At 49.5% G+C, this 18,337-nt stretch carries 8 protein-coding genes; 3 read left to right on the top strand and 5 right to left on the bottom strand.

Annotated elements, in window-relative coordinates; all coding sequences use genetic code 11:
• Positions 1 to 142: 142 nt before the first annotated feature.
• The gene (locus tag BMW71_RS01775) at positions 143 to 1,612 is read left to right on the top strand and encodes a Gfo/Idh/MocA family protein (protein WP_092168630.1); all 1,470 of its coding nucleotides are present in this window, start codon (positions 143 to 145) and stop codon (positions 1,610 to 1,612) included.
• Positions 1,613 to 1,733: 121 nt separating this feature from the next.
• Here the strand turns inward: BMW71_RS01775 and BMW71_RS01770 are convergent, their stop codons facing one another.
• The 5 genes from BMW71_RS01770 to BMW71_RS01750 all read right to left on the bottom strand — a co-directional run bounded on the left by BMW71_RS01770 (position 1,734) and on the right by BMW71_RS01750 (position 14,323).
• Positions 1,734 to 9,062, bottom strand: coding sequence for a PAS domain-containing protein (locus BMW71_RS01770; protein ID WP_092168627.1), 7,329 nt, complete (start codon positions 9,060 to 9,062; stop codon positions 1,734 to 1,736).
• Positions 9,063 to 9,119: 57 nt separating this feature from the next.
• The gene (locus BMW71_RS01765; RefSeq protein WP_092168624.1) at positions 9,120 to 10,154 is read right to left on the bottom strand and encodes a Gfo/Idh/MocA family protein; all 1,035 of its coding nucleotides are present in this window, start codon (positions 10,152 to 10,154) and stop codon (positions 9,120 to 9,122) included.
• 13 nt (positions 10,155 to 10,167) lie between these two features.
• Positions 10,168 to 11,178 carry a Gfo/Idh/MocA family protein gene (locus tag BMW71_RS01760; RefSeq protein WP_092170152.1) on the bottom strand — a complete coding sequence of 337 codons (1,011 nt, stop codon included), beginning with the start codon at positions 11,176 to 11,178 and terminating at the stop codon, positions 10,168 to 10,170.
• Between the two features lie 89 nt (positions 11,179 to 11,267).
• The gene (locus BMW71_RS01755) at positions 11,268 to 12,416 is read right to left on the bottom strand and encodes a PKD domain-containing protein (protein ID WP_244891042.1); all 1,149 of its coding nucleotides are present in this window, start codon (positions 12,414 to 12,416) and stop codon (positions 11,268 to 11,270) included.
• Positions 12,413 to 14,323, bottom strand: a complete 1,911-nt coding sequence (locus BMW71_RS01750; RefSeq protein WP_092168621.1) for a DUF8034 domain-containing protein — start codon at positions 14,321 to 14,323, stop codon at positions 12,413 to 12,415. Before BMW71_RS01750 ends, BMW71_RS01755 begins: the two co-directional genes overlap by 4 nt.
• Positions 14,324 to 14,618: 295 nt before the next feature.
• On the opposite strand from BMW71_RS01750, the gene BMW71_RS01745 reads away from it, so the two are divergent.
• The gene (locus BMW71_RS01745; RefSeq protein WP_244891041.1) at positions 14,619 to 15,632 is read left to right on the top strand and encodes a nucleoside hydrolase; all 1,014 of its coding nucleotides are present in this window, start codon (positions 14,619 to 14,621) and stop codon (positions 15,630 to 15,632) included.
• Positions 15,633 to 15,817: 185 nt separating this feature from the next.
• A complete protein-coding gene (locus BMW71_RS01740) occupies positions 15,818 to 18,232 on the top strand; it encodes a TonB-dependent receptor plug domain-containing protein (protein WP_092168615.1) in 2,415 nt (804 codons plus the stop codon).
• Positions 18,233 to 18,337 lie beyond the last annotated feature (105 nt).

The following is an 18,337-nucleotide window of genomic DNA, read 5'->3' as shown; positions in this document are numbered from 1 at the left end:
CCGGGAAATTAAACACTTGTTTACGGTTCCGAGCATCCGTTCATCCACAATTCCCGGTATGACCTGTATAAATGGAATAATTGTTCAAATCTTTCAGCAAAAATTTTTATTTTAGACCATTCGTATAACCAAAAAACATGTAATGAAAAAAAACAATATGCCCGATGAGGGTAATTCCAGAAGGAATTTCCTTAAAACATCCGCTACGGCGGTTGCCGGATTTTACATTGTCCCCCGCCATGTACTTGGCGGGCCGGGTTTTAAGGCTCCGAGCGACAAACTCCGGATAGCCGGCATTGGCGCAGGGGGGAAAGGATACAGCGATATCCGCAGTTTTTATGAAAGTGGCAATGCCGACATCGTGGCCCTCTGTGACGTGGATCCGGAACGCGCCGCCCGAAGCATCGAAGCATATCCGAAAGCCCGGTTTTACAAAGATTACCGGGAAATGCTTGAAAAAGAAGCCGATTCCATTGACGCGGTATCTGTTTCCACACCCGATCACAACCATGCCGTTCAGGCGCTTACGGCCATGAAAATGGGGAAACACGTATACGTACAAAAACCACTGACCCACACGATTCAGGAAGCGCGAATGTTGACGGAGGCCGCTGAAAAATACAAACTGGTAACCCAGATGGGAAATCAGGGAGCTTCAGGCGATGGGGTTCGGCAAATGCGCGAATGGTATGCAGCAGGCTTAATTGGGGAAGCAACCAAGGTGCAGTGTTGGACAAACCGACCTGTATGGCCACAGGGAGTACCCTGGCCCGGAGAATCCGGAAAAAAAGCCCCAAAAAATCTGGATTGGGACTTATGGCTCGGTACGGCTGAGGAAAAAGGATACGTAGAAAACTTACATCCGTTCAATTGGCGTGGATGGTGGGAGTTTGGAACGGGAGCTTTGGGCGATATGGCTTGCCACATCATGGAACCTGCCTTCCGCACCCTGGATTTGGGATATCCAACGGAAGCAGAGTGCAGCGTAGGTTCGGTCTATACCGGAGAATTTACACAGGGCTATTTCCCAAAAAGCTGCCCTCCTTCTTCGCATATCACGCTTCGGTTCAAAAGACCGACTGGCAAAGACCTGGAATTCCATTGGATGGATGGGGGCATCAAACCCAGCCGACCCGAAGAACTCGGCGCCAGTGAGCAAATGGGAGACGGTGGAAACGGCGTCATCATCGAAGGAACCCGCGGAAAAATGATGTGTTCGACCTACGGCATCGATCCCAAACTATTACCCACCTCGATCAACGAAAGTGTAAACGTGGCGCCAACCCTGCCGCGCGTAGAAGGCGCCATTGGTGGGCATTATGCCCAATGGGTAAATGCCTGTATTGCCGGATACGGAAGCAAGGAGTACAAGGAGCTGAGTTCACCGTTTTCCATCGCCGGTCCACTGACCGAATCCGTCCTGATGGGCAACCTGGCCATTCGTAGCTACGATTACCGCGAACCCAAGTCAGAGGGTAATGGATACAATTATCCAGGCAGGGATATCAAACTACTCTGGGATGGTAAAAACATGAAGGTGACCAATTTTGAACCCGCAAACCAATTTGTGAGCAAAACCTACCGGGCAGGTTTTGAACTCCCGCAGGTTTAACACCCATGGATAGGCATCGAAAACCCTGAAGCGAACTTCAGGGTTTTTTTTATCAAAATGTGTACCGGAGGCTTGTTCGTTCTTCGCCGATGAACCCTGTGTAGATCGGCCTTGTTTTTCCCTAATTCTGGGAAGGTGCGCTCGGGATAGTTGCTGAAACCCGCGGCAAGGTAAAGTAAAAGGTGCTTCCTTTACCGGGGGTCGATTCCAGGCCGATTTCACCACCCAGGTTATCGATTATTTTTTTTACGATAGCGAGCCCCATGCCGGTACCCCCGTATTCTGCTTTGTTGTGCAGCCGGTTGAAAATAATAAAGATTTTTTCGTGATACATCGGATCGATGCCTATTCCGTTATCCCGGACAGAAAACTTCCAAAACTCTTCGGCAACTTCCGCATAAATCTCAATCATCGGAGAGGTACCAGGCGAACGGTACTTCAATGCATTTCCGATCAAATTTTGGAAAACTTGTAAAAGGGGTGCTCGAAAGGAAATGACCGAAGGCAGTGCTTCGTAATGGATCGCTGCGCCACTTTCACGAATCGCCCGCTTTTGCAGGAGACAGACTTCGTCAACGATTTCCTTGGTAGCAATTAGCTTCAGTTTGTCCTCGCTTTTCCCAATTCGCGAATACTCCAGCAAATCCAAAATAATTTGTTTCATCCGCTTCGCCCCATCCACGGCAAACTGAATGTATTGATGGGCTTTTTCATCTAGCTCTGGTCCGTATTTTCGCTCCAACAAGCCCATAAAACTACTAACCATACGCAATGGCTCTTGAAGGTCATGAGAGGCCACGTACGCAAACTGTTCCAGTTCCAAATTAGAGCGTTCCAACTCACGGGCATGTAACGCCATCTGCTGGTTCATGACTTCCAACGATTCCTCGTATTCCTTTCTGTAGGTGATGTCGGTCATCGCACCAACCACGCGGGTAACGCGCCCCTCCTGATTTCGAATAAAAATCGCTCTATCCATCACAAAGGCAAAAAAACCGTCTTTCCGCAAAAACCGATACTCTTCAAACCAATTGGTTAGGGATTTGCTTTGCTTGAATTGGTGAATTTTATTGGCTACTCTTTCCCGATCGTCCGGATGCATTAATTCAACCAGGAGTTGCATGCTGGGAACGGTCGTTTCCAGGTCATACCCAAACAAGGTGTAAAACCCTTTCCCCCAAAAAAGAGTATCGTTGTCTACATCGTAATCCCAAATGGCATCGTTGGTTGCTTCGGCAATTTTCTCAAAACGTTCGTTGGAAAGGCGAACGTTTTGGAAGGCTACTTTCTCCCGTGTTACGTCTTTTATAAAGACGCTAAACCCTTCGCCGGAGGGATACGCATTCACTTCCAGCCATATGGCCAGCGCTCGGTAATATTCCTCAAAATGAATCGGTTTTTGCTTTTCCAGGGCTTCGGTGTATTTCGCCTGAAATTCCGGCTTGTTCACTTCTGGAAACACCTCATACAGTCTCTTCCCGACAACTTTTGACCGACTTACACCGAGCAAATTTTCGGCGCGTTGGTTCCAGTACCTTATTTTCAGTTCTCGATCCAATGCAAAAAATGCTTCCCCAATACTCTCCAGAATGGTGTTTTTTTCTTCAAAAGATTCCTGAAGTGCCAATTGACTGTTTCTGCGTTGGATGGCCGATGCCAGATTAGAGCTAATGGTTTGGAGAAAAGACAACTCGTGTTCGGACCAGTGCCGCTGCCCCTTGCAATCATCTATCCCCAACACCCCATAAAATTCGCGATTGATGCGGATCGGAACCAGGACCGATGCGCCAATCCCCCGCGCTTCCATCCGGTCTTTTAGTTTGCCTGGAGGCAAATCGCAGGTGTTGGTAGAAAACAGTGTCCCCATTTGCAAGGGTTGCAGGAGCTCTGCGAAATCGTCTGCTGCCTCAACTTGAAATCCAGAAACTTCGCCCTGCGAAAACGCGTCCTTTCTTACCCATTCGGTGAGCTGGTTGCTTGAGGTGTCGCCGCTTTTACTAAATCCCTGGTGTCGAAAGAGGTACACCCGATCCACGCCGACGGCATTGCCGGTGAGTTCAAACACTTCTTCCAATACCTGCTGCCAATCGTCCACCAACAAGAATTTTCCGATTACCTCCGAGATCACCTCTAACAGGCGGTTGTTTTTTGCCAACTGAATCTCGTTCGATTTTTGCGGATGGATATCCTGAAACGATCCAAACAACCGCAAGCACTTGCCTTCGGCAAATTCCGCCTGTCCAATACTCCTAATCCATCGTTCTTCACCCGTGTAGGTTACAATTGGCGCTTGAAAATCCCAGGATTTCCCCGTTTGAATGGTTTCGCTAAGGAGTTCTTTTACAAATTCCCGAAAATCTTCCCTATAAAACTCAAGAGTTTGCTCGAGGCCAGGGAAATAATCGTCAGGCAATTCGTAAATCTCCCGGGTGATTTTCGAGAGGAACAAATGTTCATCAATCAGATTCAGTTCCCAACTGCCCACGCGAGACAGCTGTGTCGCATTATCCAGCAGCGCTTGCAATTCCACCATTTCGGTGATATCGTGCCCGTAAGAAAAAACCAATCCCTCCTCTCCAAAAGCATCAGAGGAGTTCCAGGAAATCCAGCGGACTTCCCCTGATTTGGTGCGGTAGCGATTGACGAAGTTCCGCGCCTTTCTGTCACCTGTAATGGTTTCAGCAAACTCGTTTTCCGTCGGATTCAGGTCCTCCGGATGAATAAACGTCGAAAAGGGTTGGGAAGTCAACTCTTCGGCAGTATAACCCAACAAGCGACAGAAGGCTGGATTCACTTTTGCAAAGTGACCGCCCGGTGCAGCAATAGCAAGAACTTCCGGCGCGCTTTCAAACAACAACAGCATCTCCTCCTCCTGCCGCTTTCGTTTGATTTCCCCGCCAAGAAAGGCTCCCAGGTGCTTAAAAATGGATTTTTCTGCAGAAAGCTCTTGCTTTTTTCGGTCACTAAAAAAAAGCAAGACACCAAGCAGCTGTTCTCCCTGAAGCAGCGGTATGCCGAGGGCTGCTGTTAGTTTTCCTTTTTTACGCAGCGCCCTCCGCTGTAGCTTCTCATCTACTTCCGAATCCGTAAAAGCACGGGCTTCTTTCTCCTTCCAAATTTCCCCCGGGAGGCCGGTTCCATACGTCAAACTTCCGCCTTTTCCTGCCAACCGGGCCAACGCATCTTTTTTCCAAAACCCTTGTACCAGATTGATTCGTTTCCCATTGATCCCTACCAGCCATATTTCTGCGCCGGCATATCCGCCGTAGCGAGTAAGGTAAGCCAATACCCCCCGCAGCGTCTCTTGCAGACTTACCTCCTTTTTGAAAAAGCTGGCTACTTCGTGCTCCAGTTCGTTTTGTTGAGAAACCTTCTTGATCTCGGAGACGTCCCGCAAAACGCCGATCATTCGCTGCGGTTTACCGCTGTCGTCCCGAATCATGTAGCCAATTTCCTCAATCGTCCGAAAGCTTCCGTTCCGATGGAGAAAACGAAATTCTTTGTGCCATCGGTTTTGCCGCGGATTTCCTAAAAACATTTTTCTATCTACCTGGTTTTCCTCGGCATCAATGGGATGGATAAAGCCGGCCCAATCCGCCATTTGGTTTATTTCCTCGCCTTTTTCAAACCCGAATATCCTGTAAAACCCTTCTCCCCATAGAAATTTATCCGCCTGCACGTCCCAATCATAGATGGCGTCGTTCGTCGCCATATTCAGATAGGTATACCGTTCGTTACTCTTTCTGAGTCCCTCCAAAAATTCGTATTTGGTGAGTAACAGGGAAATCAATCGCTGGCAACGATCCATCGCAAAGTAGCCCCACTCTCCCGGGTTCCCCCGTTTTCCAAAATAAAATAACAGGGAGGCCACCAGCTTTCCCTCCGAATTAACTATGGGTTGGGAGGAACAAGCTCTAATTCCATGTTTTTTGAAAAGAGGCATGTAATCCACCCATTTTTCGTCGGACATCAAGTCCGGTACCACCACTTTCTTTTTGAGATTGGCCAAGGTGTTCCAGGAATTACTCTTCGTAGCTAGTTCCAGCCCTTCCATCCTTTCCAGGTATTCATCCGGCAGGGAGGGCGAAGCAAAATTATACAGGCGATTTCCGGAAATCCAAAGCAAGGAAGCTTTCATCCCCGGAAATAAGTCTTCGACTTGCTTTAGGTAATTTGCTATCAGGGGTTTTGGTTGGGAAAACGCATCCATACTGGTCTCCATAATCCCAATATCAATGGTCTCCATGCTGCCGTAATAATGTTCCATGGTGATGTCCCTCATCGCCCCTACCGCCCGGTAAGGTTTACCGTCCACTCCACGAAGGACAATGGCCTTATCGTGAACATAGGCGTAGTTACCATCGGATTTTTTCAGGCGGTATCGGAAGTCCCAAGGCATATCCGACCCTTCGCGTAAAATTTTATGAATTTCACTGAGGTAGGCCTCCAGGTCATCCGGGTGAATTTGCCGGTTAATCATCGCATTGTTTTGGGAAAGTGAACCTACTTCGAACCCGAAATTTTTTCGGAAACCATCTCCCAAAAACAGCTCGCCAGTGGCTGGATTGTAATCCCAAATGCTTTCCGAACCGGTTTGCATAATCAACTCAAAGCGTTCATTACTTTTCTTAAGGGCATTTTCCATGGAAATACGGTACGAAATATCGACGCCTATCCACTGCATTTCTCCGGGTTGCCCCTTTGCATCCGGCAAACAGATCAATTCCCATAAGGTATGGAGCGTACCACCTCCCTTCTTGGGGTTTTCAATTTCCACTTTCTGCACCTCTTCTGGCAAGGCCATGCATCCGGCCATCGATTGCCCTACTTTCTCCCGGTCCTGTCCTAAAACAAATGACCTGTAGCTATTCTCTAACGGAGATTCCTCCGGATATAACCAGCCGTAGTCTTCAATGAATTTTGGATTGGCATACGTGAGGTTGCCATCTAGATCCGTACGGATGACATAATTGGTCTGGGATTCATAAAAGCCCCTGTAGCGGGCTTCACTTCGTTCCAAGCGTTCCTGTACCTCAATCAAGTCCGTTATTTCGACGCTATTGACGACTATGCCCCGTACCGCCTCGTCGTCCAGTAAGTCCGTCGCCACGCTCTGCAGCCAACACCAGGATCCATCTTTTCGCTTGTACCGATACGGGTTGGATTTTATGCGTTTTTTTGCCGATAAATCAACAAAATCAGCAAATACCCGCTCCTTATCGTCGGGGTGAAAATAGTCTGCCGGCTCGTTTCCTAACAACTCCCCCTCTGCATAGCCCAGATAGTCGGGGTAGTTGGGACTGACATACACGTACCGACCATCATTGGAAAGAATTGCCGTCAAATCCGATCCACCCTGAACCAGTGCCTTGAACCGTTTTTCACTTTGTTCCAGCGCTTCTTCGACCGTTTTTCGTTCGGTGATATCTACCATTAAGCCTCGTAGTGACACCACCCTGTCCCCTTCCCGTTCGACCTGTACCATGTCCTGTATCCAGATCCAACGCCCGTCTTTGGCACGTAGGCGGTATTCGACGGTATAATCTTTTCCAGCTTCAATTTTCTCCGAGGTTTCGGACAAAACGCCCTCGCTATCTTCCGGATGGAGCAGACTCTCCCAAAACTCGGGGACTTGCAACCACTCCGATACGGTGTACCCCAGAATGGACGTTACCTGCGGACTCAGAAATAGCACGGTATTCGTTTGGGCATCTGCCTCCCAAAATATCCCATTTATGGTCTGAATGAGTGTATTGATCCGATCCTTTGAAGCACTTAATGCCGCCTCTCCCGCAATTTGATCAATCGTAGAACCAAGGTGCGCGACAAGGGTATCCAACATCCTAACTTCCTCCTGGAGAATGGGATATGATTTTTTGCCTTGAAAACTGTATGGATAACCAACGTTTAAGGTCAGATTTTTGCCCTGTACCGTTTCGTAAGTAGCGGTTAGGTTTGTGGAAAACCCGTCACAAGGGGAGCTGAAATGGTGTATATTGCCGTAACTCAAGGAAGCAATAGCGCTTTCCGGGTATTTCAGGCCGGATGGGACAATGGCCACAGCTTGCTTGAGTAGGGAATCGAGGTCCCCCTTCGGATGCCTCAACTGGGTAATCCGGTACAGGCACTCCTGCTCTTTGACCCTCTCCCTGAGAGAGTCCAGGGTTTTTTCAAGCCGAAATTCCGCTTCCTTCCGCTGGGTGATGTCCAGTATCACCGCATCCCAAACCACACTTCCATCTTTATGTTTCGTCGGGTTACCGGTGCCCTTGTGCCAGCGAAGTCTTCCGTCTGGGTGAAGGTAGCGCCATTCATGTATCCAAAAACTAAGATTTTCTTCCGACCGGCGAATTGTTTCCAAATGCTTTTCGATATCCTCCGGATGGTATCTGTCCCATATCAACTGGTTATCTTTCATGGCCATTTCGGCGGAAATTCCCCACAACCGGGAGGCCCCGTTGCTCACCATTTCCAGCGCATCTCTGCCATCAACGAACCTGCGGTAGCGGTACACTACTCCTGGAATGTTATCCGATATGGACTGAAACTGAATTTCTCTCTTTTTTCGTTCCGAGATATCGGTATGGGTGCCCGACATCATCAAGGGCTTTCCAACTGCCGACCATTTGGTCACCTTGCCGCGATCATTAATCCAGATAAAATGCCCCTTCTTATGAACAAGCCTGCATTCTACGCTATAATAATCCCTTTTTTTGGCAAAGCACTCCTCAAGAATCTTATCCGAGATCGACCGGTCTTCGGGATGAATCAGTGCATACCAGGTATCCATGGTAAATGGACTCAATTCCTCCAGGCTGTACCCGGCCATTTCGGCATAGCGCGCATTGATGATCACCTTATCTGCAACCATGTCCCACTCCCAGGTCCCTACCTGGGTAGCCTCCAATATATTATTCAGCCGCCGGGTTTCTGTTTCCAGGTTTACTTTGACAATGCTGAGTTTTTGGTGGCTTTTTCTCAATTCTAAAATCCGGGTAACCTGCGTACCCAGGACCTTTAATGCGCTTAGCTTTTCCGACTCAGGCCGCCTAGGCTTCTGATCAATCACGCATAGTGCGCCCATGGGATAGCCTTCCGGTGTAAAAATCGGTACCCCTGCATAAAAAACGATATTGGGTTCCCCAGTAACCAACGGATTATACTTGAAACGGGCGTCTTTTCGCGCATCTTCCACGAGCAAAATCTCTTCCGATGCATCCATTGCAATGCGGCAAAAAGAAACGTCAATGGGTATCTCTTTTCCCTCCAGTCCTATTCGGGACTTCAAAAACTGTTTCCTTTCCGATAATACCGTGATCAACGCGATTGGTGCACCGAATAATACACTGGCCACCTGAGAAATCGTATCGAATTCCTCTTCTGGGTCGCTGTTTAATACCCCATAGGTTGCCAAAACCTCCTCAACCAGTTGCTGTTTTTTTGATTCCATAAAAAATTAAAAAAGAGTAATATCCTTTTCGGAACGTAGGCGAAAGCGATGATAAGCCTAGGTTAAACGCACCTTTTTGTTCTCCTGAGACGAACGATAGATCCCTAAAATCAGCGCCAATGACCTTCGGGCATCTTCCCCGCTTACCAAAGGAGACCGGTCGTTTCGAATCGCTTCCACCATATCGCTCACCTGGCCCTGATGAAGCTTGTAATCGATGGCCATGGGGTCCGATGCGCCACTTCCTCCAATTTCCGATTGAGGCACAGGAACCGACTCTTGCCCTTTGATTGCGTAAACCACAATTTTACCGCCTTCCAGGATAATCGTGCCATTTTCTCCATAAATTTCCAGTCGCTCCGGATTTCCCGGATACAAAGAGGTACCGCCGGTGATGGTACCCAATGCGCCATTTTTAAAATTAAGGATGGCCGTGGCAGTATCTTCTCCTTCTATCGCATGTACCATGGTGCGCACCTGCCCGTACACGGTCTCGGCATCTCCCATGATGTCCAACAACAGATCAATGGTATGTACCCCCTGGTTGATCAAGGCCGCGCCACCGTCTCCTTCTTTCGTTCCTTTCCAACTACTGCTGCTGTAATAGGTGGGATCTCTGTACCAATTGATGGCGGCTGTCCCCATTAATAGTTTTCCAAGTTTTCCCGATCGCACGGCCTCTTTCAATTGTAAGTAGCCGGGCTTGAGGCGGTTTTGAAAAATAACGCCAAGCTTTACCCCGGAATCGGTGCACGCCTGAATCAGAGCATCGGCCCGCTCCAAACTAACCTCAATCGGCTTCTCCAGCAAAATATGCTTGCCCGCTCTTGCCGCTGCTATGGCAGGCTCCAGGTGGTTGCCACTATGGGTACAAATGCACACCACGTCAAGGCCCTCCCGGGATAAAAATGCCTGCCAGTCTGCATCGGCGGGCACCTTGAATTTTTCCGCCGCTTCTTTCGCTCGCTCCGGACTGGAGCTGCATACCGCCAGTAGTTGACTATCCTCGCATGCATTGATTGCCGCTGCATGCATCCCTGCAATGGCACCGGTCCCAATAATTCCAAATCCTAGTGGTCTTTTTTGAGTCATGTTAATCTACCGCTTATTTACTATAATACTGTTTGGTCATTTCTTCCATTACCCAGTTGGTGCGGGCTGCCGTCGCTCCCGTGCTCGGACAGGTATTCCCCCTACCCAGGAGTTGACCGACGATGGATTCAATTAGAAAGTACTGAATATTTTCCGGCATATCAAATGTCAACTCCTTTGCTGCTTCCCCGTCCTTTTGCAGACGCACCGAAGTACCCCAAAAACAAGGGAACGATATTTCACCCGAACTCCCAATAATTTTTATTTCGTCTTTCTTAGAAGACTCTCCGGTGGAAAAACACCAGTTTCCGGTACCCAAAACTCCGTTTTGGAACTTGAACGTAGCAAAAACAATGTCTTCTGCAGGGTAGTGGCCCGCCTGATTTTCAGCGATTCCGTGTACCGTTTCTATCGGACCGAACAGGTAATCCAGGTAGTCTAATTGATGGGAACCCAGGTCGAAAAAGTATCCCCCTCCCGCTACCTCGGGGTTGATTCGCCAGTTCGCCGCCGTATCTTCCTTCAAATCGGGATGCCTGGATTGGTTGATGGTGATGCTCACGTAGCGGGGATCCCCTATCTGTCCTTCGGCTACCAGGCGTTTTACCGCCAGAAAATTCGGCAGTGTCCTTCGGTAATAGGCGACGAATAGTGGCACCCCCGCTTCCTCACAGACACGGATCATCTCTTGACATTCCGCATAATTTCTGGCCATGGGTTTTTCCACATAGACCGGCTTTCCGGCGGCCGCCGCTTTCTTTGTCAACTCCAGGTGAGCATCCGGTGGCGTAGCGATGTAAATCGCATTCACTTCCGGATCTCCAATCAAGGCATCCGCATCCCCGTACCACCTTGGGACACCGTGCCGTTCGGCATAATCTTTTGCCTTCGCTTCGTTTCTACGCATAACGGCTACCAGGCGGGACCCGGGTACCTTTTGCATGGCCGGTGCACTCTTCTTTTCACAAACGGCCCCCACACCAAGGACGCCCCACCGTACTTCTGTATCCTGAATTAACTTCATGGGGATAAACTTAGGAAAAATTTTTAAATGCGCGTACCGATCGACACGGTAGATTTCATTTTGCTGGTAAATCATTTCGTCCAACAGCTTTAAGGAATCATCACTTCCCAAAACCGGGTCTTCCTGTCCGTTTTTCCAGCGCCCGTTATTTCCAGGGTCACGTTGTAGTGCACGCCGGATTCCGGGTATTGGTAAAGTGGGTGTTGCTCCGTCGAAAAATCACCGTTGCCAAAATCCCAATGCCAGGATTCGATAGCGCCTACGGATTCGTCTCGAAAGGCAACCGTCCGTTCCCGGTTCTCGATCAGGGAAAAGGACCAGTCCGCCTTGAAGTCCGGTACCTGATCCCCTTCGAGGGGCATCAGCCGAAATGCACAGAGATAGGAGGCATCGGACACCATTCGGGTATCGTGGGATAAATTGTAATGCCCGTCCCGTTCACCCCCGTCAAAATCCAATACCGACCAGGACAAGCCAATCAGTTTGTTTTCGACTAACTGGGATGCTTTGGCCTGCTGGGGTCCTTCCACCGGTGCATAGTCAAAGGGCGTAATCCAAAACTCCAGTGTCAATTTACCAGCTTCTCCTTGCGTGAAATCGTACGAATAAGCCCGATGGGCATACGGAAAGGTGGCAATCCAGGGTTGAGAGCCCCAAATAAGCGTCCAGCTTCCGCGTACGGGGGGCGTGAAAATGTGGTAATTTTGTGCATGGTATCCGCTAAATGCCAAATGGTTCTGGACATGCGCAGGGCTTGCCCCCCATTTCCTGGCCTCTGGTAGCAGGGGATTGTAAATAAACGGACCTCCCGACAGATCTCCATCCACCACCAGTTCAAATATATCGTTCAGGTATCCCTGGGGATTAAAACGCTCGAAATCCCAAAAATCATCGTAAGCCTGGTACAAAACATACAGCCGATTCAGGCCCTTCACCCATCCTACCGTAACGGTCACATCGATATCAGAGGTATCAATATCTGTCCCATGCCCGTCTTCGGTGTCGTTAAGTTCGGTGGTCCCGTAGGTATAGGAGGACGGAACCCGGTCCCAATCCGAGGCAATTCCATCTATTTGGGGCATGGTTTCCGGGGTAAACTGGTAGATCTTAAACACACGCCCCGCTCGGGCTGTTGCCGGATGAAGTCCGGCTTCTTCTTGCGCCCAAACCGGCGAGTTGATCAACAGCAACAAACCCGCGAGGCAGCCAAACCTCAGGCAATTTTTTGAAACCATCATTCTTCGTACGATTTTTCTGTCACCGGAATCTTGTCCCCATGCCAGGGGAAGGCATAGCTGGGAGCATTTTGAAATCGGGTCATTTCCAGTTCCAATTTCACTACGGCTCCTGGCGCCAATTCTGCCTGAAAAAAGTGGTGGTTGACCGTGTCGAATTGGTAAGGATATACCTCAATTTGGTTTACTCGTTTGATATGATGCTCCCCAAACATGCCCCCCTGCACGATTACCTTTCTGCTTTCGGTAGGATGCAGGTTGACCAGTGTCAGGGAAACACCCGCTTCGGTAATCTGTTCTACCAGTGCCGCCAGATCCGAAGGGATGCCGGACCGCTTGTTTTCCGGGTCAAAATATCGAACCGACGTATGCAACAGTCCCCCGTGGTAAATATGGTTGGGAGCTCCCAGCATGGTTTGCACCAGCCCCTCCAGGATTACCGGATTGAGGTTCAACCAGTGGTGTACGTCCTGCTGATCCGGGGTGGTCGTGTCCTTTCGGATGCGCTCCAACCGGTCCTGCATCTCCCGATACGTAGCATTCAAAATATCCACCGGATAAGTAGGTACCTCTCCTGCAAGATAGCCGATCCAGGTAGCGGTATTTCGTTCCTCGCCTTTGCCTTTCACGTAATTCAGTTCCCGCATTTCGTTTGGATCCACCAGTTCCATTACCCGATCCCAATCTTCTTTTTTTCGGGACATGTACCAAATATGGGTGGGGTACATGGCTTGTAAAGGCCTGAAATCGTACCAGCCCCGCTGATCGTACCGATGGGGCAACAACTTCTTTCCGTTTTCGATCCTGCCTTCCTTGCTTATCGCTTCAATTACTGAATTTGGCAGGGCGAGGTACCGGTCATCCCCCGAAACCAGGTACGCATTAGACGCTCCGATCGTAGTCGCTTCCAATTTATTTCGCACACCATGCGGCCATTTCCAGCCGTAATATCCTCCCCACCAATTGCCATTCATGTGCTCACCGATCTGTCCGGACAGGCCTACATTATCGGGGATGATGCCTCCATTTTCTTCCACCCGCCCCATCCAGGCGCTGACGTAGTCCAGCACCCAGGTTTTGTACCGTTCATCTCCCGTGTACATAAAGGCATTCAGCATCAAACTGGTAGCCGCCAAATTGAGGGGGACGTCTCCTTTCATCATCCGTTCGTTTAGCGCGTCCAGGATCAAGGCAAATTTTTCGTCGTCATTCCATGCTTTTCCGGAGCTGACAGTGGGTATATCGTCATATGGAAGCGGATAATTGGATAGGATCGGTCGGTGCGTAACCCAATCCTCTGCCGTATTTACCATTCTGGGTCCCAGGCTGCCATTAAGTGGCGAGCGAATAATCTTCAGCGAACTGTCGAAGTTGGAGCTATCTGTACCGTCATCAAAATACAAGGCAGCAAATTTCAAGGCGCGTTCCCGCATCTTTTTGTCGGTGGGATCTGCCAATCCGAAAAAATAAAAATTCGTGTACGCTTCTCCGTGATGCATCCAGTCGTATCCCGCGTCAAATTCGTCGACAATTTGCCCGTACTCGGTGAATTGCCGGGTTACTCCTTCCCAAAGTTTTCTTGAAAGGGCGTCTATTTCCTCCGGCCCGCCTAGTGCGTAATACAAGGGAAAATTGTAAAAACTCTCGTAGCCATCATCCGATCCATCCATTCCCGGCCATTCCGTTCGCCACTTTAATCTGCCGTCCGGAAGGGTGTATTTATCTACAAATTCCATCGCCGCCGGGTACAGGGCATCCATTAAGTGCCGCTGCAACAGGGCCCATTCCGGAGGCGGGGCAGACGTGCCGTAAGGAACAGATTTTAGGGGTACCGAATCGGTCTGCGAAAAAACTTCGGTGGAAACCAGCAATAACGAAAAAAACAAACCATCTCTAAGCAAGGAATTCATCGTCGTAGTATTTTGGGAAATGGAATATACTAAAATATACCAGTAAAATAAAAAATCAATGGGTCCGCTATGTTGTAAGGTAGCGGAATACCCGCATCCGCTTTATTTGTTGGCGCACAATGTAGAGAATCGACTGGCAAAAACCAGGTTTCTTCCCGCCAGCTTGACAAATGATCACTACCGTGGCAGCAAAGCAAGCAACCTAAGAAATAGTTGGAAATTAGTCCGGTTGTGGTTACCTTTTGCCTACTGAAAATCCGTATCTCACTACTGTAATTCATTTTCCTGAGTCGCCATGAACCACTTCGTTATGCAAACCCAGTCGCCGAAAAACACGCTCATTTTAGGTCTGATTCTCTGGTTATCGATTACGACCGTATATTCCCAAAAATACCCCGATCTTACCGATCAGTTTAGGCTGGACCGATTGCAAGCCCCGACCGGAAGGGTACAGGTGGTCATCGACACAGATACCTACAATGAAATCGACGATCAATTTGCGGTGGTATATGCCCTGCTATCGCCGGAGCACCTGGATGTTCGTGCCATTTATGCCGCCCCCTACCTGAATAATCGTTCGGAAAGTCCAAAGGACGGGATGGAAAAAAGTCTGGAAGAAATTGAGCGGTTGCTGGATAAATTGGATCGCACGCAAGACGGTTTTGTCTATAGCGGATCGGAAAACTTCCTGGCTAGCCTGGATAAACCCCTGGAAAGCCCTGCTGCAAGCGACCTGATACAGCGGGCCAGAAACTCGGATGGACCGCTGTACGTCCTTACCCTGGGTGCTCCCACGAACGTGGCATCAGCCATTCTGTTGGCGCCGGACATCCTCCACAAAATCGTGGTAGTGTGGCTGGGAGGCAAAGGGCTAAACTGGCGCACGGCAACTGAATTTAACCTGATGCAGGATCCGATCGCCTCACAGGTGCTTTTTGACTCGGGAGTACCGCTTATCCAATTACCAACCCAGCCGGTGACCTCGCACTTGCTAACTACGGTGGCCGAAATGGAAACCTATCTGCAGGGAAGAGGAGAAATTGGGGACTACCTGGTTGAAATTTTCAAGGACTACCATAAAGGAGATCCCTTTGGTTGGTCAAAGGTGATTTGGGATATTTCTGCCATCGCGTATGTGATTAATCCCGACTGGTTTACAACAGAAATCCGAAGCAGCCCCCTGCTTACCGACCAACTTACCTACAGCATCGATAATACCCGCCACCTGTACCGGGTAGCCACCTACCTGAATCGGGACAAAATATTTGGAGATCTTTTCAGAAAGATTCACCAAAATAGCGAAAACTGAGCGGAGCATTAGAAAGACGCTTTCGGAACGGGCCGGAAGTAGCAGCCGGTGAATGATATACGAAAAAATGAGTACCTATGGCCCAATAATTGAAGTAGGTTTGGTTGCATTTCGAAGTATAATGCTTGCTGGCCTTACCCGGCTTGCACCTAATAGCGGATTTCATCACCAAAATTTCGAGACCAATGAACCTCCTAAAGACAGTAGTCATATGCATTTTTGTTTTTTTGGCTCTATCGGCGTGGATATTTCTTACCAACCCTATTCTGGAAAAAATTGAAACCAACCTCTCGGTTTGGAGAATCAACTACGCTCCCGAAAAGGTTTACCTGCACCTGGATAAATCTTATTACATGGCAGGAGAGATCATTTGGCTCAAAGGGTACCTGGTACATGCCTCGGATTTAACGCCCGGTACCAAAAGTAACATCCTCTACGTCGACTTGCTCGACGAAAACAACGGGTTGGTAAAAAAACTCCGGTTGGATGCGGCAGCGGGGGGTATACCGGGAGATTTGTCGATTCCCGCCGACTTGCCGGAAGGCAAATACACCCTGGTTGCGTACACCAATTGGATGAAAAACTTTGGCGAGGAAAATTTTTTCAAAAAAGACCTGTACATCTGGTCGCCCGATGCATCGGCTGCCTCCCCTGATGCAGGAGACCCTGGTAGTCCGGATTTTCAGTTCTTTCCTGAGGGAGGAGAAATGGTTCACGGAATTTCCGGAAAAGTTGCCTTTAAAGCTACCGGAGGCAATGGGCTAGGGTTACCCGTAACGGGTGCGGTATACGATGATTCCGGATCAACACTAGGTGATATCCGGACAAGTCATGCCGGAATGGGGTATTTTACCTTGACTCCCGACAGTTCGAAAACCTATGTTGCCCACGTTGAGTTTGAAAACGGCGTTTCACAGGAATACCTCCTTCCGGATGTTGCCGGACTGGGGTACGGAATGGGCATTCAATCCGAGGGAGAACTGATAACCATTACCACCTCCACCAATAAGCCCGGCGGTGAAAACGTCTTGCTTACTGGGATCGCCCGGGAACACCTGCACTACTCCCGGGAGTTTCACCTGTCCCCATACGAAAAAAAAATCCTGGAAATTCCCAAGTCGGCTTTTCCCACGGGCATCGTACGCCTTACACTGGCAAAAGCTACCGGGGAACCGCTGGCTGAACGGCTGGTATTTGTCCACCATGAGGACCAACTAAATGTACGGATTCGTGCCAACCAAGAACAGTTTGAAAGCCGTGAGGAGGTACTGCTTGAAATTGAGGCACGTGATCAGCAGGGCAATCCCGTCGAAGCCGAGTTTTCGCTAGCCGTCACCGACGACCAATTGGCCGGCAAGGACGCCCATGCCACAAACATCGAATCCTACCTGCTGCTCTCCTCCGACCTACGCGGGCAAATCGAATCCCCCGGGTACTATTTTGACGCCAGCAAGCAAAACCGTCGGGCAGCCCTGGACCTACTAATGATGACGCAGGGTTGGCGAAAGTTTACCTGGAAAGAGATCGTGGAAAATGATTTTCCTGCCATTTCCCACGCTCCCGAGCTGGATATTCGAATTAGCGGAAATCTGGCAACCGACAACGGGAACGCCATCGAAAACGGGGACGCTGTGCTATTCCTTAAGGATAAGTACCAGACTTTTTTAACTACCGAAACCGATGAAAAGGGGAATTTTGTGTTCGAAGGTTTCTATTTCAGGGATTCCATTGATGTATTGATACAGGGAAACGACGCACGCGGGAGAACCCGCAATGTAAACGTCACCATTGATCAGAAGCCCTTTATTCCCCAGATTCGGTCCGATTACCTGGGCCCCTCCGCGGAACAACTAAACCGGCAAAAACGGGCACCAGGCATGCCCCTGTTTCAGGGCATGGAAAACGAAATCGGCGGTCTTGATTTGGGTGAAGTTCTGCTGGAAGAGGTAGTTGTAGAAGGTCGGGCGGAGATTTCCAGGCCATTTACCCTACACCGCGATGCGGATGTGGTGCTTGAGTCCGGCCAATTGCCGGTTTCCCCATCCGGAAACATCCTTGAAGCTTTGCAGGGAAGGGTCGCAGGATTACAAGTGCTGCGTTCCGGTCCAAACCAATTCCGGGCCGTCATACGGGGACAAGGAACTCCCCTCTACCTATTGGACGGCGTGCCGGTGGATGAAAGCATGCTGCAGAGCATCAGTCAATTTGATATCAGCCGGGTAGAAATCCTGAAAAGTCCGGGCAACACTGCCATCTACGGTGGCAGAGGCGGCGGTGGAGTGATCGCTCTCTTCACCCATAGAGGACCAACAGAGATGCAAGAACCGGAAACAGGCGATCACATCATCGTTCAACGGGTCGGCGGTTTCAGCAAAACAAGACAGTTTTATTCCCCCAGGTATGGAGAGAATTCCCAGCCGACAGTTTCCGACCTGCGTAGCACCATCTACTGGAATCCAACGGTCAAAACCGACGAAAACGGTACCGCTACCCTGCGATTCTATACAGCGGACAGAAGTAGTTTGTACCGGGTGGTAGCAGAAGGTATTTCCGAAAAAGGAAAAGTCGGTGAGGCAGAACTGCTGCTAGAGGTCTATTAGACAGCACGGTTCAAACGGTAGTAGCCGTTCTGGGTTTATTCTAGAGGTCAATTTGCGATACCCTAAAATCCAGCAAGGGAGGAGCAATCAATTCGGGAACAGGCA

The sequence above is a fragment of the Cyclobacterium xiamenense genome, assembly GCF_900109255.1.
GTDB classification, from domain to species: Bacteria; Bacteroidota; Bacteroidia; order Cytophagales; family Cyclobacteriaceae; genus Cyclobacterium; species Cyclobacterium xiamenense.
This window is presented reverse-complemented; position numbering and strand designations above follow the sequence as displayed.

What these genes read in the sequence shown, in the direction of transcription:
- BMW71_RS01775 (WP_092168630.1), top strand. Translation starts at nt 143, where the DNA reads ATGAAAAAAAACAATATGCCCGATGAGGGTAATTCCAGAAGGAATTTC.
- BMW71_RS01770 (WP_092168627.1), bottom strand. Translation starts at nt 9,062, where the DNA reads ATGGAATCAAAAAAACAGCAACTGGTTGAGGAGGTTTTGGCAACCTAT.
- BMW71_RS01765 (WP_092168624.1), bottom strand. Translation starts at nt 10,154, where the DNA reads ATGACTCAAAAAAGACCACTAGGATTTGGAATTATTGGGACCGGTGCC.
- BMW71_RS01760 (WP_092170152.1), bottom strand. Translation starts at nt 11,178, where the DNA reads ATGAAGTTAATTCAGGATACAGAAGTACGGTGGGGCGTCCTTGGTGTG.
- BMW71_RS01755 (WP_244891042.1), bottom strand. Translation starts at nt 12,416, where the DNA reads ATGATGGTTTCAAAAAATTGCCTGAGGTTTGGCTGCCTCGCGGGTTTG.
- BMW71_RS01750 (WP_092168621.1), bottom strand. Translation starts at nt 14,323, where the DNA reads ATGAATTCCTTGCTTAGAGATGGTTTGTTTTTTTCGTTATTGCTGGTT.
- BMW71_RS01745 (WP_244891041.1), top strand. Translation starts at nt 14,619, where the DNA reads ATGAACCACTTCGTTATGCAAACCCAGTCGCCGAAAAACACGCTCATT.
- BMW71_RS01740 (WP_092168615.1), top strand. Translation starts at nt 15,818, where the DNA reads ATGAACCTCCTAAAGACAGTAGTCATATGCATTTTTGTTTTTTTGGCT.